Here is a 25336-nt window from a genome sequence, read left to right as displayed (position 1 = left end):
GTTGCCTGCTCAGCAACTCTCTGTCTGCTCGACGTAGTGGCGCAACGCCTTTGTGTCGAGCGCTCCCGGGGCACGCAGCGCCCTTGTGAACGCCCGGCGGCGAACCGCCAGGTCCAGACAGACCAGGGCGGGGTGTACATACGCACCCCGGCCGGGCAGCGTACCGCGAAGATCGGGGACGCATTCGCCCTCGGCCACCACGGTGCGCAGCAGATCGGTCTTGGCCGCTCGCTCCCGGCACCCCACACAGGTGCGTTCAGGGCATGCGCGGGCTTGCGTCCGGCCAGACACTCTTAAGTCTACCTCCCTGCACCGACCTCACCCCTTTGGGGCAAGTATCGAACAGTTGCCGCGCGTAAAACTGTCGTGATCTGAGCCACCTGCGGCTCGGATCTATTCCCCGTCTCGTTCTCCGGCCCGTCCACCAGCCTGCTCGGGGGTCTGTTCGGTGTCCGGGCGGATGTCGATCCGCCAGCCGGTCAGGCGGGCGGCGAGCCGGGCGTTCTGCCCTTCCTTGCCGATCGCCAGGGACAGTTGGTAGTCGGGGACCGTCACGCGCGCGGAGCGGGCCGCGAGGTCCACGACCTCGACTTTGGAGACCCGGGCCGGGGAGAGCGCGTTGGCGACCATGTCGGCGGGGTCGTCGGACCAGTCGACGATGTCGATCTTCTCACCGTTCAGCTCGGCCATGACATTACGCACACGACCGCCCATGGGGCCGATGCAGGCACCCTTGGCGTTCAGTCCCGACCGGGTGGACCGGACGGCGATCTTCGTGCGGTGTCCGGCCTCGCGGGCGATCGCGGAGATCTCGACCGAGCCGTCGGCGATCTCCGGCACTTCGAGCGCGAAGAGCTTCTTCACCAGATTCGGGTGCGTGCGGGAGAGCGTCACGGAGGGACCCCGTACGCCCTTCGCCACCCGTACGACGTACGACCGCAGCCGCATGCCGTGCTGGTACGACTCGCCGGGGACCTGTTCCTGCACCGGCAGGATGGCCTCCAGCTTGCCGATGTCGACGAGCACGTTCTTCGGGTCGCGGCCCTGCTGGACCACTCCGGTGACGATGTCGCCCTCACGGCCGGCGTACTCACCGAGCGTCGCGTCGTCCTGGGCGTCCCGCAGGCGCTGCAGGATGACCTGCTTGGCGGTGGTGGCGGCGATGCGGCCGAAGCCGGACGGGGTGTCGTCGAACTCGCGCGCCTCCTGCCCCTCTTCGAGGTCCTCGGGGTCCTCCTTCGCCCACACCGTCACGTGGCCGCTCTCGCGGTTGAGCTCCACGCGCGCGTGGCGGCGGCTTCCCTCGGTGCGGTGGTAGGCGATGAGGAGGGCCGACTCGATCGCCTCGACCAGCAGGTCGAAGGAGATCTCCTTCTCCCGCACCAGGCCCCGCAGGGCACTCATGTCGATGTCCACGGCTACGCCTCCTCCTCTTCCTTCATGTCTTTCTTGTCCTTGCGGCTGAACTCGACCTGGACGCGCGCCTTGGCGATGTCGTCGAAGGCGAGCCTCTTGGCGGTGGGCTTGCGCCCCTTCACGCCGGGCACCTCGACGTCCAGGCCCTCGTCGTCCACCGTCAGGATCCGGGCGACGAGCTCGTCACCGCTGGTCAGCTGGAACTTGACCAGCCTGTCGGTGGCGCGAACGTAGTGACGGTGTTCCTTGAGTTCGCGCTCGGCGCCGGGGGTTCCCACTTCCAGCGTGTACTCGCCCTGGCCCATCGCGTCCGTCTCGTCGAGCTTCGCCGAGAGCGCGCGGCTCACATCGGCGATCGCGTCGAGGTCGGCTCCTTCGTCGGAGTCGACGACGACACGCAGCACGCGCTTACGTCCCACCGAGTCCACTTCGATCTCCTCGAGATCGAGTCCCTGAGAGCTGACGAGCGGTTCCAGGAGCTCTCGCAGCCTCTCGCTCTGGGTGGTGCTCATCCGGGTGACTCCTCGGCCGCGTGTGCTGTTGTGGTTACGTCGCGTGTCAGGTCAAAGGGTATCCGGTCCGAAGGGGTGTTGCCGTCCACCGTGGGCGCGCCCGGCGCCCGACGGCGCCGCTGGTGAGTGCCGGGGCGGTGCGCGGGTACCGTGATCACGGGCCTGCCGCCCTTCCGTTCGTACGAGCCCTCGAGGACGTCTGCCGTGCCGTTCACCCTGCCGTCGCGCACCCCCTCGGGGCCGCGCCGAAGGAGCCTGCTCGCCGGGGCCGCCGGCGCGGGCGCCGCGCTGCTCGCGAGCTGCTCCGCCTCCGACTCCTCCTCCGAGACCACCAAGGGAAGCCCTTCCGCCGCCGACCGGGCACGCGCGCGTGCGGCCCGCGACAGCGAGCGGCTCGCCGAGCGGTACGCGGCGGTGCTCGCCGTGCATCCCGCGCTGGCCGGACGGCTGTCGCCGCTGCGGGCGGAGGTCGTACGGCACGCGAAGGCGTTCGGGGGCGAGAAGCGGGCATCGGCGTCTCCCTCCGGGGCTGCTTCCGCACATCCGTCAGCCGCGCCTTCCCCCTCCCCCTCCGCTTCCCCGGACGTCCCACTCGAGGAGAAGGACGCGGTCGCGGAACTCGCCGCCGCCGAGCGGGCACTGGCGGACCGGCGCACGAAGGAGCTGCTGGAGGTACCGGGCGAGCTGGCCCGGCTGCTGGCCTCGGTGGCGGCGGCCGGTGCGGTACACGCGTTTCTGCTGACGGAAGGCGATAAGTGAGCGGTACTGAGGTGTCCGGGAGTTCCGGGAGTTCCGGGAAGGCGTCCGCCGAGCTGACGGCCGTGCAGGCCACGCTCGGGGCCGAGCATGCCGCTGTGTACGGGTACGGGGTCGTGGGCGGGAAGGTCGGTGAGGGGCGGCGGAGCGAGGCACGGGCGGCGTACGACGCGCACCGGGCCCGGCGGGACGAGCTGGCGCGGGCCGTGCGGGATCTGGGCGGGAAGCCCGAGCCGGCGGCGGCCGCGTACGCGCTGCCGTTCCCGGTGCCGGACTCGGACGCTGCCGTACGGCTCGCCGCCGAGCTGGAGGACCGGGTGGCCGGGGTGTACTCCGATCTGGTCCGGGCCGCCGAGGGTGACCGGCGCCGCGCGGCCGCGGAGGCACTGCGGGACGCGGCGGTGCGGGCCGTGCGCTGGCGCGGCGAGAGCGTAGCCTTCCCTGGTCTCGCCGAGCGGTCGGCCACCGCCACCGCGTCGGCGGCACCGACGGCGTAACGCACACAGGAAGGGACCGACTCGCGCATGGCTTTCGAACCGCCGCCGCGTCTCGTCAGAGCGCTCGGCGAGACGGCACCGGCCGGTGACGACTGGCTGGAGAAGCTGCCCGAGACGGCTCAACAGGCCGTTGCTCTACGCGAGTTGATCGTCGAGCGCGTGCAGGTCCCCGGTGGGCGCAGCAGCCTGGTGATCCTGGTGCGGCTGCCGGACGGCACCCCCGCCGTCCTCAAGCTCGCGCCACGCCGGGCCCGCCCGGAGAGCGAGCGGGCCGCGCTCGCGCACTGGGACGGCCTGGGGGCGGTACGGCTCCTCGATCCGACCGGACCCGAGGGCGTACTGCTGCTGGAGCGGCTGCACCCCGATGTGTCGGTGCGTTCGCTGCCCGAGGCCAAGTCGATGCTGGAGGCGGCGGGGACGCTGCGCCGGCTGTGGGTCGAGCCGCCCGCCGGCCATGTCTTCGAGACGGTGGCCGAGCGGACCGGGCGGCAGGCGGAGGTGATGCGGGCGACCGCGGATGCCGAGGCGGCGCCGCTGGTCGACGCGGCGCTCGCGGTACGCGACGAGCTGCTGGCGTCCCCGCCCCAGGCGCGTCTCCTGCACGGCACCTTCCGGCAGAGCAAGGTCCTCGCCGGCGAGCGCAGCCCCTGGCTGGCCGTGGGGCCCGATCCCGTCGTCGGCGAGAGCGCCTTCGACCTGGCCCGCCTGGTCCGCGACCGCGTCGAGGACCTGATCGCCTCCCCCTCCGGCGCCGCCACCACCCGTCGCCGGGTGAAGCGCCTCGCGGAGTCCCTGGACGTGGACCAGGAGCGGCTGCGCGGGTGGACCCTGTTCCGGGCGGTGGAGTCGGGCGTACGGGCCCGGCGCGTGGGCCGGCCCCAGGACGCGGAGCTGTTGCTGGAGTTCGCGAGCTGGCTGTAGCGGCGGCCGGCGGTCGTGCGGGGGCCCGTCATGACTGCTCCCCTCCGAATGACGCTGTGTCACGTCCTACGGTCGGGGAGCAGTCCGAGAGTCCGAGAAAAGGTCACTACGCCGTCAGGCGGGCGATCGCCTCTTCCACCGTCAGCTCCTCGCGTTCACCGGTGCGGCGGTCCTTCAGCTCCAGTACACCCTCGGCCGAGCGGCGCCCGGCGACCAGGATCTGCGGTACGCCGATCAGTTCGGAGTCGGTGAACTTCACGCCCGGCGAGACACCCGCCCGGTCGTCCACCAGCACGCGTACGCCCGCCGCGCCCAGCTTCTCCGAGACGTCGAGCGCCAGCTCCGTCTGCAGGGCCTTGCCCGCCGCGACGACATGGACGTCTGCCGGAGCGATCTCCTTCGGCCAGCACAGGCCCTGGTCGTCGGCCGTCTGCTCGGCCAGCGCCGCCACCGCGCGCGAGACACCGACGCCGTACGAACCCATGGTCACGCGGACCGGCTTGCCCTGCTGGCCGAGGACGTCGAGCTGGAAGGCGTCGGCGTACTTGCGGCCCAGCTGGAAGATGTGGCCGATCTCGATGGCGCGGTCCAGCTTGAGGCCGGTGCCGCAGGAGGGGCAGGGGTCGCCCTCTTCCACCACGACCACGTCGAGGTAGTCGTCTACCTCGAAGTCACGGCCGGCGACGACGTTCTTGGCGTGCTTGCCGTCCTTGTTCGCGCCGGTGATCCAGGCCGTGCCGGGGGCCACGCGGGGGTCGGCGACGTAGCGGACCTTGTCCAGGCCCTGCGGGCCCACATAGCCGCGTACCAGGTCCTCGCGGCCCTCGAAGTCCTCGGCGGTGACGATTTCGACGACGGCCGGTGCGAGGTGCTCGCCGAGCTTGCCCAGGTCGACCTCGCGGTCGCCGGGGACGCCGACGGCGACGATCTCGCCGTCCACCTTGACCAGGAGGTTCTTCAGCGTCGCGGAGGCCGGGACGCCGAGGTGCTCGGCGAGCGTCTCGATGGTCGGGGTGTCGGGGGTGTCCAGCTCCTCGACGGCCGGGTGCTCGACGCTCTCGGCGGCCGGAGCGACGAAGGTGACCGCCTCGGTGTTGGCGGCGTAGTCACAGGCCGGGCAGTCCACGAAGGTGTCCTCGCCGGCGGGGGCCGGGGCGAGGAACTCCTCGGAGGCCGAGCCGCCCATCGCGCCGGAGACCGCGGAGACGATGCGGTGGTCGAGGCCGAGACGGTTGAAGATTTTGATGTACGTCTCGCGGTGCAGGGCGTAGGACTCGGCCAGGCCCTCGTCACTGGTGTCGAAGGAGTAGGAGTCCTTCATCAGGAACTCGCGGCCGCGCAGGATGCCGGCGCGCGGACGGGCCTCGTCGCGGTACTTGGACTGGATCTGGTAAAGGATCACGGGCAGGTCCTTGTAGGACGAGCACTGGTCCTTCACCAGCTGCGTGAAGATCTCCTCGTGGGTCGGGCCGAGGAGGTACTCCGCGCCCTTGCGGTCCTTGAGGCGGAACAGCTCCGGACCGTACTCGTCCCAGCGGCCGGTCGCCTCGTAGGGCTCCTTGGGCAGCAGGGCCGGGAGGATGACCTCCTGGCCGCCCATGGCGTCCATCTCCTCGCGGACCACGCGGGCGACGTTGTCCAGGACCTTCTTGCCCAGCGGCAGCCAGGACCAGATCCCGGCCGCGGTGCGGCGCACGTAGCCGGCGCGGACAAGCAGCTTGTGGTTGAGCGTCTCGGCATCCGCCGGGTCGTCACGCAGTGTCTTGACCATCAAACGGGACATGCGCTGGACCTGGGCCATGATTGTTGACTCCTGCTGCGTAAGGGTGATGCCAAGGAGGTTAGCCGGGCGGTACCGAGCGGTGGAAATCGGTTAAGGACGCCGTGTCCTCCGCCTGGCCCTTCAGGGCAGGCTCTAACGGCGGCGGAGCGGCAGTTGCGCGCCCATCACCGCGTACGGCTTCGGGGCGCTCGGGAACAGAACCTGCCTGGCCAGATCCTCGTACCCGAGCGAGCGGTACAGCCCGCGGGCCGGGCTCTCCGTGTCGATGGCGGAGAGGATCGAACGCGGCTCGGCGGCGCCTTCCGTGATGGCGGTGATCAGGGAGCGGCCGATACCGCGGTTCTGGTAGTGCGGGTGGACGTGCAGCTCGGTGATCACGAAGGAGTTGTCCAGCCAGTCGTCGTAGCCCTGGGCCCGCAGGTAGGGCTCGACGACGGTGGACCACCAGTGCCTACGGTCGTTGGGCATGCCGTAGACGAAGCCGACGAGCCGTCCGCCGGGGGTGGTCGCGCCGAGCGCGCGGGCCCCGGGAGAGGTGAGGTGCCGCAGCACGATCTGCCGGCGTACGGCGATCTCGTCCGAGCCGAGCCCGAAGGCCACGGCCTGCACGGCGAGCGCCTCGTCGACCCGTGCGGCCAGATCCAGCGGGCCGATGACGACTTCGTCGGGCCTACCAGGGCCCTGACCGGGGAAGCGCAGCATGCCCGGAGACTACCTGTGCGGTTTGCTGGATCGCGCCGGGGACTGGGGGTTGTCTTGTTGGGTGCGGGTTGGGTTTGGCTGGTCGCTCCCCCACTCTCGGCGGAGCCGCATGACGTCACAGCCCCGCGCTCCTGACGGGCCGCGCCCCTGACGGGGCGTGTGCCCTCAGAACAGGATGCTCATGAACGCGCCGACCTCTTGGAAGCCGACCCTGCGGTACGTCGCCCTCGCGGCCGTGTTGAAGTCGTTGACGTACAGGCTGGCTATCGGTGCGACGTCTGTGAGGGCGTAGCGCAGGACCGCCGCCATGCCGGGGGCGGCGAGGCCCTTCCCCCGGTACTCGGGGGCGACCCACACCCCCTGGATCTGACACGCCCCCGGGGTCGCGGCGCCGATCTCGGCCTTGAAGACGACCCGGCCGTCCCGGCCCAGGCGGGCGAACGAGCGTCCGGAGCCGACGAGTTCGGCGACCCGGGCCTGGTAGAGCAGGCCGCCGTCACCGGCGAGCGGCGAGACGCCGACCTCCTCGGTGAACATCGCCACGCAGGCCGGCATGATCGTCTCGATCTCGTCCTTGCGGACGCGGCGGACGTACGGATCCGGGGCGATGTCCGCGGGGAGGCGGTCGGTGACCATCAGGGGCTGATGGGTGCGGACCTCGCGGGCGGGGCCCCAGTTCGGCTCGAGGAGGCGCCACAGCAGTGCCGTGGCCTCGGCGGGGCCGACGATCGAGGAGCAGCGGCGGCCCGCCCTGCGGGCGCGGTCCGCGAAGGCGCGTACGGCGCGGGGGGTGGCGCAGATCGGGACCAGGTTGGCGCCCGCGTAGCAGAGGGACGTCAGCATGCCGTCCTCGTACCAGCCCCACATCTCGCCGCCGAGGCGCCATGGGTCGAGGCCCGCTACTTGCACTCGGGACCTCACGAAGGCGTTCGCGACCGGCTCGCGGTCGAGGACGGCGAGCGCGGCGTCCAGGTCACTCGGGTTGAGGACCCTGGTGGTCGTCTGCGTCAACACGTGCGGGGCCTTCACCGTAAAGTCTGCTAGATCTCCGCACTGTACCCGGCGAGAATGTGCGGCGCCGCCCGTTGGCCAGGGGCTTGCTTTCGCCCCCGCCGCCCCTACCCTCCCCCACTCTCGGCTTCACTCGAGCGGGGGGACCCCCATCATCACTGGGGCTCCGCCCCAGACCCCGTTTCGGGGGCCGCCCCCCGAGGCCCCGCTCCTCAAACGCCGGAGGGGCTGATTTCGGGCCCAGCCCCCAGTTTCGGGAAGGGGCGGGGTTGGAGAAAGAGTCAGCCGGCCACCGACACCGAAGGCTCGCCGGAGGCGATTCCGTCCGCCTCCATCTGCTCGGCGATCTTCATCGCCTCCTCGATGAGGGTCTCCACGATCTTCGACTCGGGCACCGTCTTGATGACCTCGCCCTTGACGAAGATCTGCCCCTTGCCGTTGCCGGAGGCGACGCCGAGGTCGGCCTCGCGGGCCTCGCCGGGCCCGTTCACGACGCAGCCCATGACGGCGACGCGCAGCGGGACCTCCATGCCGTCCAGACCGGCGGTGACCTCTTCGGCCAGCTTGTAGACGTCGACCTGGGCGCGCCCGCAGGAGGGGCAGGAGACGATCTCCAGGCGCCGCTGCTTGAGGTTCAGCGACTCCAGGATCTGCATGCCGACCTTGATCTCCTCGGCCGGCGGCGCCGACAGCGAGACGCGGATCGTGTCGCCGATGCCCTCGGAGAGCAACGCACCGAAGGCGACAGCCGACTTGATGGTCCCCTGGAAGGCGGGACCGGCCTCCGTCACACCGAGGTGGAGGGGGTAGTCGCACGCCGCCGCCAGCTGGCGGTACGCGTTGACCATGACCACCGGGTCGTTGTGCTTCACCGAGATCTTGATGTCCCGGAAGTCGTGCTCCTCGAAGAGGGACGCCTCCCACAGCGCGGACTCCACCAGGGCCTCCGGGGTGGCCTTGCCGTACTTCTGCAGGAGCCGGCGGTCCAGCGAGCCCGCGTTGACCCCGATCCGGATCGGCGTGCCGGTGTCCTTGGCGGCCCGCGCGATCTCCTTGACCTGGTCGTCGAACTGCTTGATGTTGCCGGGGTTCACGCGGACCGCCGCGCAGCCGGCGTTGATCGCGGCGAACACGTACTTCGGCTGGAAGTGGATGTCGGCGATGACCGGGATCTGCGACTTACGGGCGATGGTGGCGAGCGCGTCCGCGTCGTCCTGCGTGGGGCACGCCACACGCACGATCTGGCAGCCGGACGCGGTCAGCTCGGCGATCTGCTGGAGCGTGGCGCCGATGTCCGACGTACGCGTCGTCGTCATCGACTGCACCGACACGGGCGCGTCTCCGCCCACGGCCACGGTTCCGACCTGGATCTGTCGGCTCTTCCGGCGCTCGGCGAGCTTGGTCGGAACGTCCGGCATGCCGAGTGAAATCGCAGTCATCTGCTGTGCAACCCCAAGGTAAGGATCGGTCGGTCCCGAAAGCTGACGGGCTCCAGCCATCGAGATTACGGCACCCTCGCTGACGTGAGCACATTCCATGGGCACGGCCACCCAATAGAGGACGGCCAGGCTCAAAGGATGCCTGGCCGCCACAAACTCCGTATGACTAGGAGATTCTCACCGGGTTAACCACGTCCGCGATCAGCACCAGGAGCGTGAAGCAGATGAAGATCCCGGCCACCACATAAGCGACGGGCATCAGCTTCGCCACGTCGAACGGACCGGGGTCCGGCCGGCGCAGCACCTTCGCCGTGTTCCGCCGCAGCGACTCCCACAGGGCGCCCGCGATGTGCCCGCCGTCGAGCGGCAGCAGCGGGAGCATGTTGAAGAGGAACAGGGAGAGGTTGAAGCCCGCGACGAGGAACAGCATCATCGCGATCTGGTTCTCCGGCGGGATGTCGAGCGTGAAGACCTCGCCGCCGACGCGCGCCGCGCCGACCACGCCCATCGGGGAGTCCGCCTCGCGCTCGCCGTCGCTGAAGGCGGCGTCCCACAGGGCGGGGATCTTGGAGGGCAGGTTGACCAGCGACTCGACGCCGTTCTGCATCATGTCGCCCATGCGGTCCACGGAATCCGCGAAGCCCTGCTGGACGATGCCGGAGGCGGGGGTGAAGCCGAGGAAGCCTGCGTACACGTACTTGCCCTCGACATAGCCGCCGTTGCCGTCGGTCTTGCTGACCTGGTTGCGGATCAGGTGGGCGCTCAGGTCGAGCCGCTCGCCCTTTCGGTCGACGGTGAGGGTGACGTCCTTGCCGGGGTTGGAGCGGATGTCGGCCTGGAGGGTGGACCAGTCCTCGACGGGCTCACCGTTGAAGGCGACGATCTTGTCGCCGAGCTTGAGGCCTGCGGCCTTGGCGGGTGCGTCCTGGTCGCCCTGGGCGCACTTCGTACGGTTCTCGCTCTGCTCGATGACGCAGTCGGAGACCTTGCCGACCGTGGTGGTCTGGGTCTGGACGCCGAAGGTCATCATCACGCCGAGGAAGATCGCGACGGCCAGGATCAGGTTCATGAAGGGGCCGGCGAACATCACGATCACGCGCTTCCACGGCTTGCGCGTGTAGAAGAGACGGTGCTCGTCGCCGGGCCGGAGCTCCTCGAAGGACTGCGCCCGGGCGTCCTCGATCATGCCGCGCCACGGCGAGGTGGAGCGGGCCTCGAGCTTGCCGTCCGGTCCTGGCGGGATCATGCCGATCATGCGGATGTAGCCGCCGAGCGGGATCGCCTTGATCCCGTACTCGGTCTCGCCCTTCTTGCGCGACCAGAGAGTCGGGCCGAAACCGACCATGTACTGGGGCACGCGGACGCCGAAGAGCTTCGCGGTCGACAGGTGGCCCAGCTCGTGCCAGGCGATCGAGATGCCCAGGCCGATCACGAAGACGACTATGCCGAGGATCGTCATCAGGGTCGTCATGCACGAGCCTCCGCGGTTGTCGCCTGTGTAGTCGCTTGCGTTGTCGTTTGCGCTGTCAGTTCGCGGGCCCGGGCGCGTGCCCAGGTCTCCGCTTCGAGGACGTCCGCGACGGTGAGCGAGGTTCCCGTACGGGGCGCGCCGTGTTCGGCGACGACCTTCGTGACGGTCTCCATGATGCCGTTGAACGGCAGAGTGCCGTGCAGGAACGCGTCCACGCACTCCTCGTTGGCCGCATTGAACACTGCCGGGGCCGTGCCCGCGAGCTTCCCGACGTGCCGGGCGAGCCCCACCGACGGAAACGCGTCGTTGTCGAGCGGGAAGAACTCCCAACTCGACGCCTTCGTCCAGTCGAAGGCGGGCGCTGCGTCGGGGACACGCTCAGGCCAGCCGAGCCCGATGGCGATCGGCCCGCGCATGTCGGGGGGCGTCGCCTGGGCGATCGTCGATCCGTCCGTGAACTCCACCATCGAGTGGACATACGACTGGGGATGCACGACCACCTCAATCCGTTCGAAGGGAATGTCGTAGAGGAGGTGCGCCTCGATGACTTCAAGCCCTTTGTTGACGAGGGTCGCGGAGTTGATCGTGATGACCGGGCCCATGGCCCAGGTGGGGTGCGCGAGGGCGTCCTCGGGGGTGACGCCGGCCAGATCGGCCTTCGTACGTCCCCGGAAGGGGCCGCCGGAGGCGGTGACGACCAGCTTGCGTACGTCAGGCCTGGTTCCGGAGGCCAGGGCCTGGAAGAGGGCCGCGTGCTCGGAGTCGACCGGGATGATCTGGCCAGGCTTGGCCAGCGCCTTCACCAGAGGGCCGCCGACGATGAGCGACTCCTTGTTGGCGAGCGCGAGGGTGCGGCCCGCTTCGAGGGCGGCGAGGGTGGGGGCGAGGCCGATCGAGCCGGTGATCCCGTTGAGGACGGTGTGGCACTCGGAGGCAGCGAGCTGGCTGGCGGCGTCCGCTCCGGCGAGGATCTCGGGGAGGGGCTCCCCCGCCGCGTACTGCGCGGACAGGGCCTCGCGCAGCGCCGGTACGACGTCCTCGCGCGCGACGGCGACCGTCTGGACGCGCAGCCGGTGGGCCTGCTCCGCGAGCAGTCCGATCCGCCCGCCGGCGGCGGAGAGCCCGGTGACCCGGAAGCGGTCGGGGTTGCGCTGCACGAGGTCGATGGCCTGGGTGCCGATCGACCCGGTGGAGCCGAGGATCACCACATCCCGTACTCCGCCCACGGGATCGAAGACGAGATGCGGATCGGCGAGGGGGGCTGGACTGTCGCTCATTCCCCCATTGTTGCCGCAATGGGTCTCCGGCCGGACAGGGTGTCCCATTCCTGGGTCACTTGTCACCATGTGTCACCCGACAAGGTCGTGTCTTGATTTGTGAAGTACGCGTGAAGACCGCGTGATAGGAATTCACCCCTGGCCGGTGGACGACCGGCCAGGGGGACGACATCCACATCCCAGGGGGACCTTCATGCGGATACGCACTGCCCTGCCCGCGCTCGCCGGCGCCGTGGCTCTGACCGGCACGTTTCTCAGCACTCCGGCGCAGGCGGCGGGCGGGGTGATCATCTACCGCGTCTACTTCGACAGCCCGGGCTCGGACACCCGGTCCAACACGAGCCTGAACGCCGAATGGGTGCAGATCAAGAACACCAGCTCCGCGTCGATCTCCTTGAAGAACTGGACGCTGGTGGACGCCTCGAACCACCGCTACACCTTCCGCGACGTGAAGATCAAGGCGGGCAGCACCATGAAGGTGCGTACGGGCCAGGGCACGGACACGGCGGCGAACAAGTACCAGAACCGCCGCGCGTACGTGTGGAACAACACCAGCGACACGGCCACGCTCCGCAAGGCGAGCGGGAGCCGCGTCGACGCGTGCTCGTGGACGACGCGGAATCCCAGCGACAAGTACTGCTGACCGGTACTGCTGACGCGCTTACCGCTTGCGGCGGCGTCGGGCCTTGGACTTGCTGGGCCGGGCGCCGCCGTGCGGAGGCCTGCTGTCGGTGACGGTCTGCTTCGAGGACTTCGGAACCGACGGGACCGCGTCGGCCGGTACGAACTCGCCCTCGACCACGCCCTCGGCCGTGTCCAGGGTGGGCGCGCTGAAGTGCAGGCCGTCGGTGCGGGGGCCCGCTTCAAGGGCCTCCTGGCCGCCGGTGGCCTTGCCGGAGGCGTCCAGGTTGAAGACGTAGCCGACGGACTCCTCCTTGATGGCGTCGTTCATCGCGGTGAACATGTCGAAGCCTTCGCGCTCGTACTCGATGATCGGCTCGCGGCCGAGGGTCCAGCGCAGGCCGATGCCGTCGCGGAGGTAGTCCATCTCGTAGAGGTGCTCGCGCCACTTGCGGTCGAGGACCGAGAGGACGACGAGGCGCTCCAGGTCTCGCAGGGCGTCCGCGCCGAGTTCGGCCTCGCGCTCCTCGTAGCGGGCGTGGATGTCGTCGGTGACGGCCTCGATCAGGTCGTCGGCGGTGAGGCCGGCGCGGTCGCCCACGGCGTCCTCGACGTCCTCGACGGTGAGCCGGATCGGGTAGAGCTGCTTGAAGGCGCCCCACAGCCGGTCCAGGTTCCACTCCTCGGGGAAGCCCTCCGCGGTCTCCTCGGTGATGTACGCGCGGATGGTGTCGTCCATGAAGTGGATGATCTGTTCGCGCAGGTCCTCGCCGTCCAGGACCCGGCGGCGTTCCGCGTAGATGAGGGTGCGCTGCCGGTTGAGCACCTCGTCGAACTTCAGCACGTCCTTTCGGGACTCGAAGTGCTGTTGCTCCAGCTGGGACTGGGCGGAGGCGATGGCGCGGGTGACCATCTTGTTCTCGATGGGGACGTCGTCGGGGACGTTCGCCATCGACATCACGCGCTCGACGACCTGCGCGCGGAACAGCCTCATCAGGTCGTCTTCGAGGGAGAGGTAGAAGCGGGAGGCGCCGGGATCGCCCTGGCGGCCGGAGCGGCCGCGCAGCTGGTTGTCGATGCGGCGCGACTCGTGCCGCTCGGTGCCCAGGACGTACAGCCCGCCGAGCGCCACGACCTCGTTGTGCTCGGCAGCGACCGACTCGGTGATCCGGTCGAGCGCCGCCTGGTACTTCTCCGGGTTCTCCTCCGGCGTGAGGCCTCGCCCGGCCAGCTCCGCGAGCGCCATGGCCTCCGGGTTGCCGCCGAGCATGATGTCGGTGCCGCGGCCCGCCATGTTGGTGGCCACGGTGACCGCGCCCTTCCGGCCGGCCTGCGCCACGATCTGCGCCTCGCGCTGGTGGTTCTTCGCGTTGAGGACCTCGTGCCGGATGCCCCGCTTCTTCAGCAGCGCGGCGAGGATCTCGGACTTCTCGACGGAGGTCGTGCCGACGAGGACCGGCTGGCCCTTCTCGTGCTTCTCGGCGATGTCGTCCAGGATCGCCGTGTACTTCGCCGCCACGCTCCGGTAGATCTGGTCCGGGTCGTCCGCACGGGCCATCGGCCGGTTCGTGGGGATCGGCACCACGTGCAGCTTGTAGATCTGGTGGAACTCGGCCGCCTCCGTCATGGCGGTACCGGTCATGCCGGCCAGCTTCTCGTACAGGCGGAAGAAGTTCTGCAGGGTGATCGTGGCGAGCGTCTGGTTCTCGTCCTTGACCGTCACCCCCTCCTTCGCCTCGATCGCCTGGTGCAGCCCCTCGTTGTAGCGGCGGCCGGCGAGGATGCGGCCGGTGTGCTCGTCGACGATGAGGACCTCGCCGTCGACGACGACGTAGTCCTTGTCCTTCTTGAAGTGCTCCTTGGCCTTGAGGGCGTTGTTCAGGTGGCCGATGAGCGGCGTGTGGTCGGACTCGTAGAGGCTGTCGATGCCGAGCTGGTCCTGGAGGAACTCCACTCCGCGGTCCAGGATCGACACGGTGCGTTTCTTCGGGTCGTACTCGTACTCGTGGGTGGCCCGCAGGTCGGCGAGGCGGTCCTTGTCGGCCGGGGTGGTGAAGTTCTCCTCCTGGACGGCGACGCCGTGCATCCGCGTGACCATCCTGGAGAACGCCTCGTACCAGTGCGTCGGCTGGTCGGCGGGGCCGGAGATGATCAGCGGCGTACGCGCCTCGTCGATCAGGATCGAGTCCGCCTCGTCGACGATCGCGAAGTGGTGGCCGCGCTGGACGAGTTCGTCCTTCGACCAGGCCATGTTGTCGCGCAGGTAGTCGAAGCCGAACTCGGTGTTCGTGCCGTACGTGATGTCGCGGGCGTACTGCGCGCGCCGCTCGGCCGGGGTCGACTGCGTCCTGACGACGCCGACGGTCAGGCCGAGGAAGCGGTAGGCGCGGCCCATCCACTCGGCGTCGCGCTGGGCGAGGTAGTCGTTGACCGTGACGAGGTGGACGCCCTTGCCGGTCAGGGCGTTCAGGTAGACGGGCAGGGTCGCGACCAGGGTCTTGCCCTCACCGGTCTGCATCTCGGCGATGTTGCCGAGGTGGAGGGCCGCCCCGCCCATAATCTGTACGTCGAAGTGGCGCATCCCCAGCGTGCGGCGCGCGGCCTCGCGCATGGCGGCGAAGGCTTCAGGCAGCAGGTCGTCGAGGCTCTCGCCGCCCGCGTACCGCTCCTTGAACTCGGGTGTGAGGGCCTGGAGCTCCTCGTCGGTCAGCTCCTTGAACTCCTCCTCAAGGGAGTTGACCTGTTCGGCTATGCGCTCCAGCTTGCGCAGGATTCTTCCCTCGCCGGCCCGCATGATCCTGCCGGTGATGCGCTCCATAGTGGCCACGGAAATTCCCCCTCGGCCCGGTAGGGCTAGAGCACGTCCTCAAGCATCCGTATCCAGCGATTGGCTCGCTGGAGAATGTGGATGCCTTGCTGATTCGCTTTGATCACCTCACGCAGTACGGGGTCCTCGACCATTTCGAGCGCACTGCGGAAGAGCTGTTGGATGACGGGCCGCTCGCCCGGCCGCCCCGCATCGAGCAGGGCATCGACGTCCCGGAGATCGATTCTCCGGATCCGCACCGGATCGAAGGAGGCCACGGGCGGCTTCGGTACTTCGTCGACCAGGGCGAGCGCGCATTCGTTCAGCAGCACCGCGAGCGCGTCCCGGTGGGACTCGAAGGTCTCCGGCGCACTCTGGCGCAGTTTCTCGGCCAGCGGAAGAACCTCATTGCGCACCGTCCGCAACGCCTGTACCAAATCCGTCTCGTTGAGCCGGCGCCATGCCTCGCCGCGGGCACGTGTCAGCTGGACGGAAACTCCTTGATTGTATTCTTCCCCGACCCCGTGGCGCATCTGCTGTCCCCGTTCGCCATTCCGCCCATTGTTGACGCACCTTTTCGGTGCGGCAAGCAGCCGAATGACGCCGGGGACAGCAGCACGCCTCTGGGGAGAACGTCAACGAATGGGGCGGTGGACGTTTTCCCGTTTGCTCGGTCCCGGTGTCGCGTCCGCGATCCACGGTCCCTCGCCGGAGGGGTCGACGATGCCCTGTTCCAGCCAGGTGTACGTGCCGGACAGCACGCCCTTGACCACCTTGCGGTCGAGCTCGTCCGTGTTGGACCACAGGCGGCCGAAGAGTTCCTCGACCCGGATGCGGGACTGGCGGCAGAAGGCGTCGGCGAGCTGGTAGGCCTCGCGGCCGTGATCCTCCGTGGAGCGCAGGAGCTCGGCGCGCACACAGGCCGCGCTCATCGCGAACAGCTCGGCGCCGATGTCGACGATCCGACCGAGGAAGCCCTGCTTGGTCTCCATCCGGCCCTGCCAGCGGGACATGGCGTAGAAGGTGGACCGGGCGAGCTTGCGGGCCGAGCGCTCCGCGTAGCGGAGGTGACCGGACAGGTCGGCGTGGCCCGGCGGGTGGAAGTCCGCGTACGAGCGCGGGAGCTGTCCGGGGCCCGCCACCAGCTTGGGCAGCCACTTGGCGTAGAACACGCCGGCGTTCGCGCCCGCCTTCGCCTTGTCCTGGAGGGACTTCTCCGGGTCGATGAGGTCGCCGGCCACGGACAGGTGCGCGTCGACCGCCTCGCGCGCGATCAGCAGGTGCATGATCTCGGTCGAGCCCTCGAAGATGCGGTTGATGCGCAGGTCGCGCAGGATCTGCTCGGCGGGTACGGCCCGCTCGCCGCGGGCGGCGAGGGACTCGGCGGTCTCGAAGCCGCGGCCGCCGCGGATCTGGACCAGCTCGTCGGCCATCAGCCAGGCCATCTCGGAGCCGTACAGCTTGGCGAGGGCGGCCTCGATACGGATGTCGTTGCGGTCCTCGTCGGCCATCTGGGAGGACAGGTCGAGTACGGCCTCCAGGGCGAAGGTCGTCGCAGCGATGAACGAGATCTTGGCGCCCACGGCCTCGTGGAAGGCCACCGGCTTGCCCCACTGCTCGCGTGCGGCAGACCACTCGCGGGCGATCTTCAGACACCACTTGCCCGCGCCGACGCACATGGCGGGCAGCGAGAGCCGCCCGGTGTTGAGCGTGGTGAGGGCGATCTTGAGTCCGGACCCCTCTGGGCCGATGCGGTTCGCGGCGGGCACGCGGACCTGGTGGAAGCGCGTGACACCGTTCTCCAGGCCGCGCAGGCCCATGAAGGCGTTGCGGTTCTCGACCGTGACGCCCTCCGACCCGGCCTCCACGACGAAGGCGGTGATGCCGCCCCTGTGGCCCTCGGACTTCGGCACCCGCGCCATCACGACCAGGAGGTCCGCGACGACACCGTTGGTCGTCCAGAGCTTCACCCCGTCGAGGACGTAGTCGTCGCCGTCCGGTACCGCGCTGGTGGCGAGCCGGGCCGGGTCGGAGCCCACGTCCGGCTCGGTGAGCAGGAACGCGGAGATGTCGGTGCGGGCGCAGCGCGGCAGGAAGACGTCCTTCTGTTCCTGCGTGCCGAAGAGTTTCAGCGGCTGCGGTACGCCGATCGACTGGTGCGCGGACAGCAGTGCGCCGACCGCGGGGTTCGCCGAGCCGACCAGGGCGAGCGCTTTGTTGTAGTACACCTGCGTCAGACCGAGGCCGCCGTACTTGGTGTCGATCTTCATGCCGAGGGCGCCGAGCTCCTTGAGCCCGTTGAGCGTCTCGTCGGGGATCCGCGCGTCCCTCTCGATGCGAGCCGAGTCGATCTTCGTCTCGCAGAAGTCCCGCAGCTTGGCGAGGAACTCCTCGCCGCGCTGCGCGTCCTCGTCGGGGGGCATGGGGTGCGGATGGATCAGATCGAGCCGGAAGCGGCCGAGGAACAGCTCCTTGGCGAAGCTGGGCTTGCGCCAGTCCTGCTCTCGCGCGGCCTCGGCGACCTGCCGGGCCTCACGTTCGGTGACAGCGGGCTGGTTGGGTGTTGCGGACAAGAGGCTCACCTCGCCGCGAATAGGGATCTTGGGACGGTACGTTACTCACCGGTGCTACTCGATCGTATGTACCCGATTCCGGGCGCCCCCACCAGTCCTCGCGCGCCGTTCGGCTGACGCCTTCCCTCCCCCGCCTCTACTCCTCTCAGCCGATGTCCACCGAGTACGACTTCGTGTCGAGCCGCCCGGAGCCGCGGAACACCTCGGTGCCCGACTCGATGCCCGAGATGTACTTGTCGTTGCTGAGCAGTTTCCGCCGTACGAGTGCCTGGGTGAAGTCGTCGAGATTCAGGGTGGCCTTCGTGGTGTTGGCCCGCCGGACGAAGGAGTGCACCTTCCAGCCGATGTCGCCCTCGTAGATGTCCCACATGGCGCCACCGAGACTGACGCTGCCGACCTTCGATCCGAGGGGGCCGGCGCCGCCCTGACGGTTGAGCCACACCATGATCTCGTCGGTGGGCTGGTCCTGCCAGTCGGCGGTGTTCTTGCTGTGCAGCCACAGGTCGTACGCGACGTTCATGGTGCCCGGGTCCGAGCTGACGGAGAACTCCCAGCTGGTCCTGACCGGCTTGCGGTCACCGACCCGGACGGGGAGCTCGGTGGACGCCTTGTCGACCTTCCAGCCCCAGTGCCAGCCGAGCACCGTGCTCGAGTAGGACTTGACGGCGTTCTCCTTGCCGGGCTTGCTCGTCCAGTCGTAGTCCGTGCCCCACGCGATGGTGTCGCCGCTGCGCGAGGTGTCCCAGACACACTGGGTGCCTGTGCCGTCGTCCTGACCCCAGAGGTTGTTGTTGACGTAATACTTGCCCATCGTGACCGTCGCGAAGGCCCCGCACTTCTTGGCCTCCTCACCGGCCATCGCGACCGTGACGGACGCGCCGGCCGCGAGGGCGACGACGCCGGCGGTCGCGATCTTCGCCTTGCGGGTGAGGTGGGGGCGTCTGTGCTGCATCGGTGTTTCCTTCCGGGGGCGGTACGTACGCGTCCTGGTCGCCACCGAGAGCCAGAAGGTTGCCGCTGTTCCCTATGGTGTGTCGGGGCGAAGCCCCACCCACCAGGGGCGCGCGGCACTGCACGACAAGCCCCCATGAGCCCGCACCCGCCCAACAACACGCTCCCACCCCCATGGGCACCCGGCCAAACCGCCGGAGTCGAAGCGCTTCGACAACCTATGGACACCCACCCGCCGCCAAGCTACTGTCGAGCCACCCCACACTCCCCCCTTATCCGCAATGCGCACTGTCGAAGCGCTTCACACAATGCTTGGAGAGCTGGATGGTCACCCTCGCCGAGGTCGCCCAGCACGCCGGAGTCTCGGCCAGCACGGTGAGCTATGTCCTCAGCGGCAAGCGGTCCATTTCCACGGGCACCCGGCAGCGGGTCGAGCAGAGCATCCAGGAGCTCGGGTACCACCCCAACGCGGGCGCCCGGGCGCTGGCAAGCAACAAGTCCAACATCATCGCGCTGATGATCCCGCTCCGCACGGACATGTACGTACCCGTGATGATGGAGATCGCCATAGCGGTGGCGACCTCGGCGCGCACCCACGGGTACGACGTGCTGCTGCTCACCGGCGAGGAGGGCCCCGACGCCGTACGCCGGGTCACCGGCAGCGGGCTCGCCGACGCGATGATCCTGATGGACGTCGAACTCGACGACGAGCGGCTGCCACTGCTGCGCGGCACGGACCAGCCGTCCGTGCTGATAGGACTGCCCGCCGACACCTCCGGGCTGACCTGCGTCGACCTCGACTTCGGCGCGACGGGCGCGCTGTGCGCCGAGCATCTCGCGATGCTCGGTCACCGTGACATCGCTGTCATAGGGGAGGCGCCCGCGGTCTACGAGCGCCATACGGGCTTCGCCGAGCGCACCCTCGACGGACTCCGGTCCCGGTCGAGGGAGTTGGGCCTGCGGGTGCTGCACCGCCCGTGCGAGGGCGGCTACGACGCGATGTCGCTCACGCTGGCCCGGGTCTTCGACGAGCGCCCGGGCACCACGGGCTTCGTCGTGCAGAACGAGTCCGCAGTCGAGCCGCTGCTCGCGCTGCTGCGCCAGCAGGGCCGGGCCGTGCCCGAGGACGTGTCGGTGATCGCGATCTGCCCGGACCAGGTCGCCACGCAGGCCTCGGTGCGGCTGACCTCGGTCGCCATCCCCGCACAGGAGATGGGCCGGCACGCCGTGGAGCATCTGATCGCCAAGCTCGAAGGGCACGGCAAGGACGAAGTGGTGCTCATCGCACCCGAGTTGACGGTACGGGCGAGCACGGGGCCGGCCCCGGCCGCTCCCTGAACCGGCCGTTCCACACCAACTTCCGCACACCGCACGGGCGTTGGATCACCCCTACCTGTCCCGGCCCGCCAGAGCCGCGTCGCCGGGTCCTGTCGCCACTCCTTCCTTCAGGAGCTCCCCTCGTGAATCAGCCCGCCGAAAACCAGACCGGACAGCACGGCCGGCCAGGAAAGCACGGTCAGGGGGCCGTCACCCTCGCCCAGTCCTCCCCCACCATCGGCACGTTCCGCGAGCGCGACGGCGCCCTGGAGTGGAGCGGCCGCCAGGAGACCGTACGCATCGAGCCGTGGGGGCCGGACGCGGTCCGGGTCCGGGCGCGGCTCGGCGGGCCGGTCGTCGAGGGCCTGCCGGGCGCGCTGCTCGACGAGGCGCCCGCCACCGAGGCTGCCATCAAGATCGAGGACGGGCACGGGCAGTTGACCGTCGGCGCCCTGACCGTCGAGGTCAACGCCGAGGGTCTCGTCCGCTTCGTCCGCACCGACGACGGCTCCGAACTCCTCGCCGAGGAGCGCGCCCACTTCTGGTGGCCCGGCCCGCGCCTCTACACCCCGGTCGGCAACGGCTACCACCGCCTGGAGCAGCGCTTCGCCGCGTACGAGGGCGAGAAACTGTTCGGGCTCGGGCAGCACCAGCACGGGCTGCTCGACCAGAAGGGCGCCGTCCTCGATCTCGTACAGCGCAATGCCGAGGTGACCATCCCGGTGCTCACCTCCAGCCGCGGCTACACCCTCCTGTGGAACAGCCCGGCCATCGGCCGCGTCGAGCTCGCGGGCAACGGCACGCGCTGGGTCTCGGACTCGGCCCGGCAGATCGACTACTGGATCACCGCGGGCCACCCGGCCGACGCCCAGCGCCGCTACAGCGCGGCGACGGGACGTACGCCGATGCTGCCCGCGTGGGCCGCGGGCTTCTGGCAGTGCAAGCTGCGCTACCGAACCCAGGACGAACTCCTCGCCGTGGCACGGGAGTACAAGCGTCGCGGCCTGCCGATCGACGCCATCGTCTGCGACTTCTTCCACTGGACGCACCTGGGCGAGTGGAAGTTCGACCCGGCGGAGTGGCCCGACCCGGCGGCGATGCAGCAGGAGCTCACGGAACTGGGCATCAAGCTGGTGGTGAGCGTGTGGCCGTCGGTGTCCCCGCTCTCCGAGAACCACCAGCTCATGGAGCAGCGCGGCTACTTCATCGGCACGCAGTACGGCCCGATGGCGCACGCCGACTGGCCCGACAAGGAGGTCGCCTCCACGGTCCAGGTGGCCTTCTACGACGCCACGAACCCCGAGGCGCGCGACTTCATGTGGTCACGCGTCAAGGACAACTACCTCGAGCCGTACGGGATCAAGGCCTTCTGGCTGGACGCCTGCGAGCCGGAGCTGAAGCCGGGCTTTCAGGAGAACCTGCGCTACTGGGCGGGCCCGGGCCTCGAAGTCGGCAACATGTACCCGCGCGAGAACTCCCGCGCTTTCTACGAGGGCATGCTGGCGACCGGTGAGACCGAGGTCGTCACGCTCAACCGCTCGGCCTGGGCGGGCAGTCAGCGCTACGGCGCCGCCCTGTGGTCGGGCGACATCGGCACGGACTTCGCGACCCTGCGCCGCCAGATCGCGGCCGGGCTCAACACCTCGCTCTCCGGCATCCCCTGGTGGAACACCGACATCGGCGGCTTCCACGGCGGCGACCCGGACGACCCGGCGTACCGCGAGGTCATGATCCGCTGGTTCCAGTTCGGCGCACTGTCCCCGCTGATGCGCCTGCACGGCTTCCGCGACCCGGGCATGCCGCTCGGCCCGGAGATGACCGGCGGCCCGAACGAGGTCTGGTCGTACGGCGAGGAGGCCGGCGCGATCATGGAGCAGTACCTGCGGCTGCGCGAGCGCCTGAAGCCGTATGTGCTGGACGTCATGCGGGCGGCCCACGAAGAGGGACTGCCGGTCATGCGCCCGTTGTTCCTGGAGTTCCCCGAGGACCAGGCGACCTGGTCGGTGGACGACTCGTACCTGTTCGGCCCCGACCTCCTGGTCGCCCCGGTGCTCACCGCGGGGGCGACGGCCCGTACGGCCTACCTCCCGGCGGGCGCGCGCTGGACGGACGCGTGGACCGGCGAGACGTACGAGGGAGGCGCCGCCGTGACGGTCGACGCTCCCCTGGACCGCATCCCGCTGTTCCTGCGGGACGGGGCGCGACTTCCGGTAACGGAGTAGCGCGCCCCGCCCCGCAAGGGCGCTCCGTAAGGGGCGCGGGGCTGTGACATTTGCTGCTCCGCCGCGATGGGGGCCCCGCTCGAGCGAAGCCGAGAGTGGGGGAGCGACCAGCCGCAACCGGCGCGCAGTTGCCACACCGCGCCCCCTGCGGAGCCCAACGCCGAGCTAACGCGTGCCGAGGTAGTAACTCACCTGCGGCGGCTGGTTGTAGCCGGTGTTCTGCCAGGCCACACCGAGCCGGTACACCGGGTCACTCATCAGCGTGGGAAGCCGGAACTCGGTCGGGGACGGAGTCGAGTAGAGCCGCAGTGCCGTCGAGTCGGCGTTGCGCCACAGCATCTCCTCGCGCCAGTCGCCGAGCAGGTCGGCCGAGAGTGCCGGGCTGCCCTTGGTCCAGTTGTTGGACTTGGCGTCCTGGTCGAGCCAGACGCGGGTGAGGTCGGTGGAGCCGGTGTACTTCAGGACCTGGGCGTAGCCGACGCCCGCCGAGCCGGACCAGCGGTGGTCGAGGAGTTCGCGGTTCGCGTCGCCGTCCCACCAGATCGCCGAGTTGTACGAGGCTCCGCCGCCGAACGCGGGCACGTTGTCGCTGTCTTCGTGCCGTTGGCGGCGTAGAGGCCGCCGCCGCTGGACCAGCACTCGGCGCCGGCGTGGTCGCGCGTCAGGTCAGCGCACAGGCCGCGACCGACGTCCGTGCCGGTGCGCGAGCCCCAGAGGATCTGGCCGGTGCGCGCGTCGTGCATCTCGTAGCCGTAGGCGGCGTCGGTGTGCTCGTGGACGTTGAAGGACTCCAGACCGGGGCGGGCGGGGTCGAGGTCGCCGACGTGCAGGGCGTCGCCGTGGCCGAGCCTGGTGGTCCACAGGCCGCTGCCGTTGTCGTCGACGGCCATGGCCCCGTAGAGGATCTCGTCCCGGCCGTCGGCGTCGACGTCGGCGACCGCGAGGTTGTGGTTGCCCTGCTGGTCGTAGCCCTTGCCGTAGTTCGTCGAGGAGTTGGTGTCGAACTTCCAGCCGCGGACGAGGTCCGTGCCGTTCCAGGTGTACGAGGCGATCGCGATGCGCTCGTAGATGCCGCGGCTGAACACCATGCTGGGCGTCGAGCCGTTGAGGTACGCGGTGGCGGACAGCAGCCGGCCCTCGCGGTTGCCCCAGGTGTCGCCCCAGTCGGCGACCGAGCCGCGAGCGGGCTCGAAGGGGACGGAGTCCATGACGCGGCCGGTCTGGCCGCTGAACACGGACAGGTACTCCGCGCCACTGATCACCGCACAGTTGTCGGCGAGGTGGGAGGCGCTCGCGCTGCCGATGACGGTGCCCGCCGAGTCCCGGGAACCGTCGGAGGTGCGGACGGCCATCTCCGCCTTGCCGTCACCGTCGTAGTCGTAGACCTGGAACGAGTCGTAGTGCGAGCCGCTGCGCACGTTCGTGCCGAGGTCGACCCGCCACAGCCGGGTGCCGCTGAGCTCGTACGCGTCGAAGACGGTCGGGCCCGTGCACGTACCGGAGTTGGCGACGTCGGTGGCGTTGGACGGCGCCCACTTGAGGACCAGCTCGTACTGCCCGTCGCCGTCGAGGTCGCCCACGCTCGCGTCGTTGGCGGAGTAGGTGTAGGCCACGCCGTCACGCGTCGTGCCGCCCGGCGGCTTCTGCAGGGGGATGTCGCGGCGCCCGTCGGCCCACACCGACGCCGTGCCGCCCTTGGTCTCCGTCCCGTTGACGACGGCCCGGATCTCGTAGGCCGAGCTCGAACCGCCGCCGGTGTCCAGGTAGTTGGTCTTCGCCGTCTCCTGGATGAGCGTGCCGCCGCGGTAGAGCCGGAACGTCACGCTCTCCGGGTCGTCGCCGAGCATGCGCCAGGTGACGAGGTTGCCCCCACTGGCGGGGACCGCGACCAGGCCGCGGTCCAGTTTCTCGGCGACGCGGGCGGCGGCCAGCGCCGTGGTGGTCAGCGCCGCGGTGGCCTTGTTGGCCGGCTCCGGGATCTCCTGCGCCGCGGCCTGCCGTGCGGTCCGGGGTGCGGTCTGCGATGCGGCGCCTGCCGTGTGCTGCAGCGTCAGCATCCCGCCGGTGCCTGCGAGAAGCGCGGCGAGGCTTCCGGCGAGGAGCCTGCCGGGGCGTTGGCGACGGTGAGGGGGAGAAGTGCGTCTCAGTCTGATCATCGGGACCTCGTCCGTGGGGGGAACGGTTGCGTTTCCGGGTTGCCGCGGGGCAGGGGAAGGTTGCCGGTCGGCCCACAGGCACGGCCTCTCCCTCGCGCGACGACGCCCGGGCCGGTGCCGCGTGGGGGTGCGGTACCGGCCCGGGCTGTCGGTCAACTGCTGCTGACCGTCAGGTTGTTGGTGGCGAAGTCCAGACCGCCGGACGACGAGGTGATCTCGAAGCCGAACTGAACGTCGCCGATGGTCTCGTTGCCCATCCAGCCCTTGGTGTCCTTGATCCACTTGAGGATCGGGAGGACGTTGACGGTGCCGGAGTTCGAGTCGGAGGTGCGCAGGAACGAGAAGACCTCGTTGGCGCCGTTGCTGCCCTTGTAGACGGTCCAGGTGTGGCCGCCGAGGGTGACGTTGCCCTGCGAGCTGCCGAGCGGGCCGACGGCTCCGTTGTAGTTGACCCAGAGCATGATCTCGTAGTCGTAGTCCGTGTCCCAGATGTCGTACGAGGTGTTGTACGCGCCCGAGGACGGGACCGTGACGTTGTAGCTGCTGCTGAGCGAACCGAGCGAGGTGATCGTCTTGTTGATCACCTTCTTGGAGTTGGGGTAGGACTTGATGCCGCCGGTGTTGGGGTGGTTGGCCCAGGCGCCCCAGCTGGTGCCGGAGTTGGCCCAGATGCACTGGCTGCCGGCGCCCGAGCCCCAGATGTTGTTGTAGAGGGTGTAGCCGTTGAGGCTGGTGTTGCCCCACTGGTCGCAGGAGTTCCAGACGGCGGCCGAGGCCGGCGCGGAGGCGAGGCCGACGGTGGCGCCGAGCGCGAGCGCGGGCGCCAGCAGAGCCTTGGTGACCCTGCTGAGAGTGCGTGTTGCCATGGTGTCCCTTCCATGGGTGGGGGGGGATGGGTTGGGGGG

22 protein-coding genes are annotated in these 25336 nt (G+C 69.6%); 6 read left to right on the top strand and 16 right to left on the bottom strand.

Annotated features, from left to right (window positions below; genetic code table 11):
• Nucleotides 1-9 precede the first annotated feature (9 nt).
• The 3 genes from ACTWQR_RS23850 to rimP all read right to left on the bottom strand — a co-directional run bounded on the left by ACTWQR_RS23850 (nt 10) and on the right by rimP (nt 1928).
• Complete coding sequence (locus ACTWQR_RS23850; RefSeq protein WP_443229171.1) at nt 10-291, bottom strand: YlxR family protein; 282 nt, start codon at nt 289-291, stop codon at nt 10-12.
• Nucleotides 292-393: 102 nt separating this feature from the next.
• Nucleotides 394-1416, bottom strand: a complete 1023-nt coding sequence (nusA, locus tag ACTWQR_RS23845; protein ID WP_443229170.1) for a transcription termination factor NusA — start codon at nt 1414-1416, stop codon at nt 394-396.
• Between the two features lie 2 nt (nt 1417-1418).
• Nucleotides 1419-1928, bottom strand: coding sequence for a ribosome maturation factor RimP (rimP, locus tag ACTWQR_RS23840; RefSeq protein ID WP_443229169.1), 510 nt, complete (start codon nt 1926-1928; stop codon nt 1419-1421).
• A 204-nt stretch (nt 1929-2132) separates the two neighbouring features.
• On the opposite strand from rimP, the gene ACTWQR_RS23835 reads away from it, so the two are divergent.
• Genes ACTWQR_RS23835 through ACTWQR_RS23825 form a run of 3 tightly spaced genes read left to right on the top strand, consistent with a single transcriptional unit; the run spans nt 2133 to nt 4102 of the window.
• On the top strand, nt 2133-2687 hold the full coding sequence (locus ACTWQR_RS23835) for a hypothetical protein (RefSeq protein ID WP_443229168.1): 555 nt from the start codon (nt 2133-2135) through the stop codon (nt 2685-2687).
• Nucleotides 2684-3181 carry a ferritin-like domain-containing protein gene (locus ACTWQR_RS23830; protein WP_443229167.1) on the top strand — a complete coding sequence of 166 codons (498 nt, stop codon included), beginning with the start codon at nt 2684-2686 and terminating at the stop codon, nt 3179-3181. Before ACTWQR_RS23835 ends, ACTWQR_RS23830 begins: the two co-directional genes overlap by 4 nt.
• A 27-nt stretch (nt 3182-3208) precedes the next feature.
• Nucleotides 3209-4102, top strand: a complete 894-nt coding sequence (locus ACTWQR_RS23825) for an aminoglycoside phosphotransferase family protein (RefSeq protein ID WP_443229166.1) — start codon at nt 3209-3211, stop codon at nt 4100-4102.
• Nucleotides 4103-4208: 106 nt separating this feature from the next.
• Here the strand turns inward: ACTWQR_RS23825 and ACTWQR_RS23820 are convergent, their stop codons facing one another.
• The 6 genes from ACTWQR_RS23820 to dxr form a co-directional block, all read right to left on the bottom strand.
• Nucleotides 4209-5903, bottom strand: a complete 1695-nt coding sequence (locus ACTWQR_RS23820) for a proline--tRNA ligase (protein ID WP_443229165.1) — start codon at nt 5901-5903, stop codon at nt 4209-4211.
• Nucleotides 5904-6017: 114 nt separating this feature from the next.
• Nucleotides 6018-6587 (bottom strand): GNAT family N-acetyltransferase, encoded by a 570-nt coding sequence (locus ACTWQR_RS23815; RefSeq protein ID WP_443229164.1) that lies wholly within the window; start codon nt 6585-6587, stop codon nt 6018-6020.
• 165 nt (nt 6588-6752) lie between these two features.
• Complete coding sequence (locus tag ACTWQR_RS23810; protein WP_443229163.1) at nt 6753-7601, bottom strand: GNAT family N-acetyltransferase; 849 nt, start codon at nt 7599-7601, stop codon at nt 6753-6755.
• 278 nt (nt 7602-7879) lie between these two features.
• Entirely contained in the window at nt 7880-9037 is a 1158-nt protein-coding gene (ispG, locus tag ACTWQR_RS23805; protein ID WP_443229162.1) for a flavodoxin-dependent (E)-4-hydroxy-3-methylbut-2-enyl-diphosphate synthase, read from the bottom strand.
• Between the two features lie 166 nt (nt 9038-9203).
• Entirely contained in the window at nt 9204-10508 is a 1305-nt protein-coding gene (locus ACTWQR_RS23800) for a M50 family metallopeptidase (RefSeq protein WP_443229161.1), read from the bottom strand.
• Entirely contained in the window at nt 10505-11785 is a 1281-nt protein-coding gene (gene dxr, locus ACTWQR_RS23795) for a 1-deoxy-D-xylulose-5-phosphate reductoisomerase (RefSeq protein ID WP_443229160.1), read from the bottom strand. The genes ACTWQR_RS23800 and dxr overlap by 4 nt, the downstream gene beginning before the upstream one ends.
• A 193-nt stretch (nt 11786-11978) precedes the next feature.
• Here dxr and ACTWQR_RS23790 point away from each other — a divergent pair, with 193 nt between their 5' ends.
• Nucleotides 11979-12428 (top strand): lamin tail domain-containing protein, encoded by a 450-nt coding sequence (locus tag ACTWQR_RS23790; protein WP_443229159.1) that lies wholly within the window; start codon nt 11979-11981, stop codon nt 12426-12428.
• A gap of 18 nt (nt 12429-12446) precedes the next feature.
• Here the strand turns inward: ACTWQR_RS23790 and secA are convergent, their stop codons facing one another.
• The 4 genes from secA to ACTWQR_RS23770 all read right to left on the bottom strand — a co-directional run bounded on the left by secA (nt 12447) and on the right by ACTWQR_RS23770 (nt 18737).
• Entirely contained in the window at nt 12447-15224 is a 2778-nt protein-coding gene (secA, locus tag ACTWQR_RS23785; RefSeq protein ID WP_443229207.1) for a preprotein translocase subunit SecA, read from the bottom strand.
• A 35-nt stretch (nt 15225-15259) separates the two neighbouring features.
• Complete coding sequence (locus tag ACTWQR_RS23780; RefSeq protein WP_443229158.1) at nt 15260-15745, bottom strand: hypothetical protein; 486 nt, start codon at nt 15743-15745, stop codon at nt 15260-15262.
• Nucleotides 15746-15847: 102 nt separating this feature from the next.
• On the bottom strand, nt 15848-17794 hold the full coding sequence (locus ACTWQR_RS23775) for an acyl-CoA dehydrogenase family protein (protein WP_443229157.1): 1947 nt from the start codon (nt 17792-17794) through the stop codon (nt 15848-15850).
• Between the two features lie 136 nt (nt 17795-17930).
• Nucleotides 17931-18737: a GH12 family glycosyl hydrolase domain-containing protein gene (locus tag ACTWQR_RS23770; protein ID WP_443229156.1), complete on the bottom strand. Its 807-nt coding sequence runs from the start codon at nt 18735-18737 to the stop codon at nt 17931-17933.
• A gap of 323 nt (nt 18738-19060) precedes the next feature.
• On the opposite strand from ACTWQR_RS23770, the gene ACTWQR_RS23765 reads away from it, so the two are divergent.
• Entirely contained in the window at nt 19061-20074 is a 1014-nt protein-coding gene (locus ACTWQR_RS23765; protein ID WP_443229155.1) for a LacI family DNA-binding transcriptional regulator, read from the top strand.
• Nucleotides 20075-20196: 122 nt separating this feature from the next.
• Nucleotides 20197-22275: a glycoside hydrolase family 31 protein gene (locus ACTWQR_RS23760; protein ID WP_443229154.1), complete on the top strand. Its 2079-nt coding sequence runs from the start codon at nt 20197-20199 to the stop codon at nt 22273-22275.
• Nucleotides 22276-22440: 165 nt separating this feature from the next.
• On the opposite strand, the gene ACTWQR_RS23755 is transcribed toward ACTWQR_RS23760, so the two are convergent.
• From ACTWQR_RS23755 to ACTWQR_RS23745, 3 genes are all read right to left on the bottom strand, one after another.
• Nucleotides 22441-22818 carry a rhamnogalacturonan lyase family protein gene (locus ACTWQR_RS23755; RefSeq protein ID WP_443229206.1) on the bottom strand — a complete coding sequence of 126 codons (378 nt, stop codon included), beginning with the start codon at nt 22816-22818 and terminating at the stop codon, nt 22441-22443.
• Complete coding sequence (locus tag ACTWQR_RS23750) at nt 22734-24431, bottom strand: rhamnogalacturonan lyase (protein ID WP_443229153.1); 1698 nt, start codon at nt 24429-24431, stop codon at nt 22734-22736. The genes ACTWQR_RS23755 and ACTWQR_RS23750 overlap by 85 nt, the downstream gene beginning before the upstream one ends.
• Nucleotides 24432-24583: 152 nt before the next feature.
• Entirely contained in the window at nt 24584-25297 is a 714-nt protein-coding gene (locus tag ACTWQR_RS23745) for a glycoside hydrolase family 12 protein (RefSeq protein ID WP_443229152.1), read from the bottom strand.
• Between the last annotated feature and the right edge of the window lie 39 nt (nt 25298-25336).

The sequence above is a fragment of the Streptomyces sp. 2A115 genome (assembly GCF_052245575.1).
In the GTDB taxonomy this organism is placed as follows: domain Bacteria; phylum Actinomycetota; class Actinomycetes; order Streptomycetales; family Streptomycetaceae; genus Streptomyces.
The sequence above is the reverse complement of the archived record's forward strand: the minus strand, read 5'-3'. Positions and strand labels throughout refer to the sequence as shown.

Bases quoted from the DNA above. Each gene is read 5' to 3' on its own strand.
- ACTWQR_RS23780 (WP_443229158.1), bottom strand. From the start codon at position 15,745: ATGCGCCACGGGGTCGGGGAAGAATACAATCAAGGAGTTTCCGTCCAG.
- ACTWQR_RS23790 (WP_443229159.1), top strand. From the start codon at position 11,979: ATGCGGATACGCACTGCCCTGCCCGCGCTCGCCGGCGCCGTGGCTCTG.
- ACTWQR_RS23770 (WP_443229156.1), bottom strand. From the start codon at position 18,737: ATGCAGCACAGACGCCCCCACCTCACCCGCAAGGCGAAGATCGCGACC.
- secA (WP_443229207.1), bottom strand. From the start codon at position 15,224: ATGGAGCGCATCACCGGCAGGATCATGCGGGCCGGCGAGGGAAGAATC.
- ACTWQR_RS23750 (WP_443229153.1), bottom strand. From the start codon at position 24,431: ATGATCAGACTGAGACGCACTTCTCCCCCTCACCGTCGCCAACGCCCC.
- ispG (WP_443229162.1), bottom strand. From the start codon at position 9,037: ATGACTGCGATTTCACTCGGCATGCCGGACGTTCCGACCAAGCTCGCC.
- rimP (WP_443229169.1), bottom strand. From the start codon at position 1,928: ATGAGCACCACCCAGAGCGAGAGGCTGCGAGAGCTCCTGGAACCGCTC.
- ACTWQR_RS23820 (WP_443229165.1), bottom strand. From the start codon at position 5,903: ATGGCCCAGGTCCAGCGCATGTCCCGTTTGATGGTCAAGACACTGCGT.
- ACTWQR_RS23765 (WP_443229155.1), top strand. From the start codon at position 19,061: ATGGTCACCCTCGCCGAGGTCGCCCAGCACGCCGGAGTCTCGGCCAGC.
- dxr (WP_443229160.1), bottom strand. From the start codon at position 11,785: ATGAGCGACAGTCCAGCCCCCCTCGCCGATCCGCATCTCGTCTTCGAT.
- ACTWQR_RS23800 (WP_443229161.1), bottom strand. From the start codon at position 10,508: ATGACGACCCTGATGACGATCCTCGGCATAGTCGTCTTCGTGATCGGC.
- ACTWQR_RS23745 (WP_443229152.1), bottom strand. From the start codon at position 25,297: ATGGCAACACGCACTCTCAGCAGGGTCACCAAGGCTCTGCTGGCGCCC.
- ACTWQR_RS23815 (WP_443229164.1), bottom strand. From the start codon at position 6,587: ATGCTGCGCTTCCCCGGTCAGGGCCCTGGTAGGCCCGACGAAGTCGTC.
- ACTWQR_RS23825 (WP_443229166.1), top strand. From the start codon at position 3,209: ATGGCTTTCGAACCGCCGCCGCGTCTCGTCAGAGCGCTCGGCGAGACG.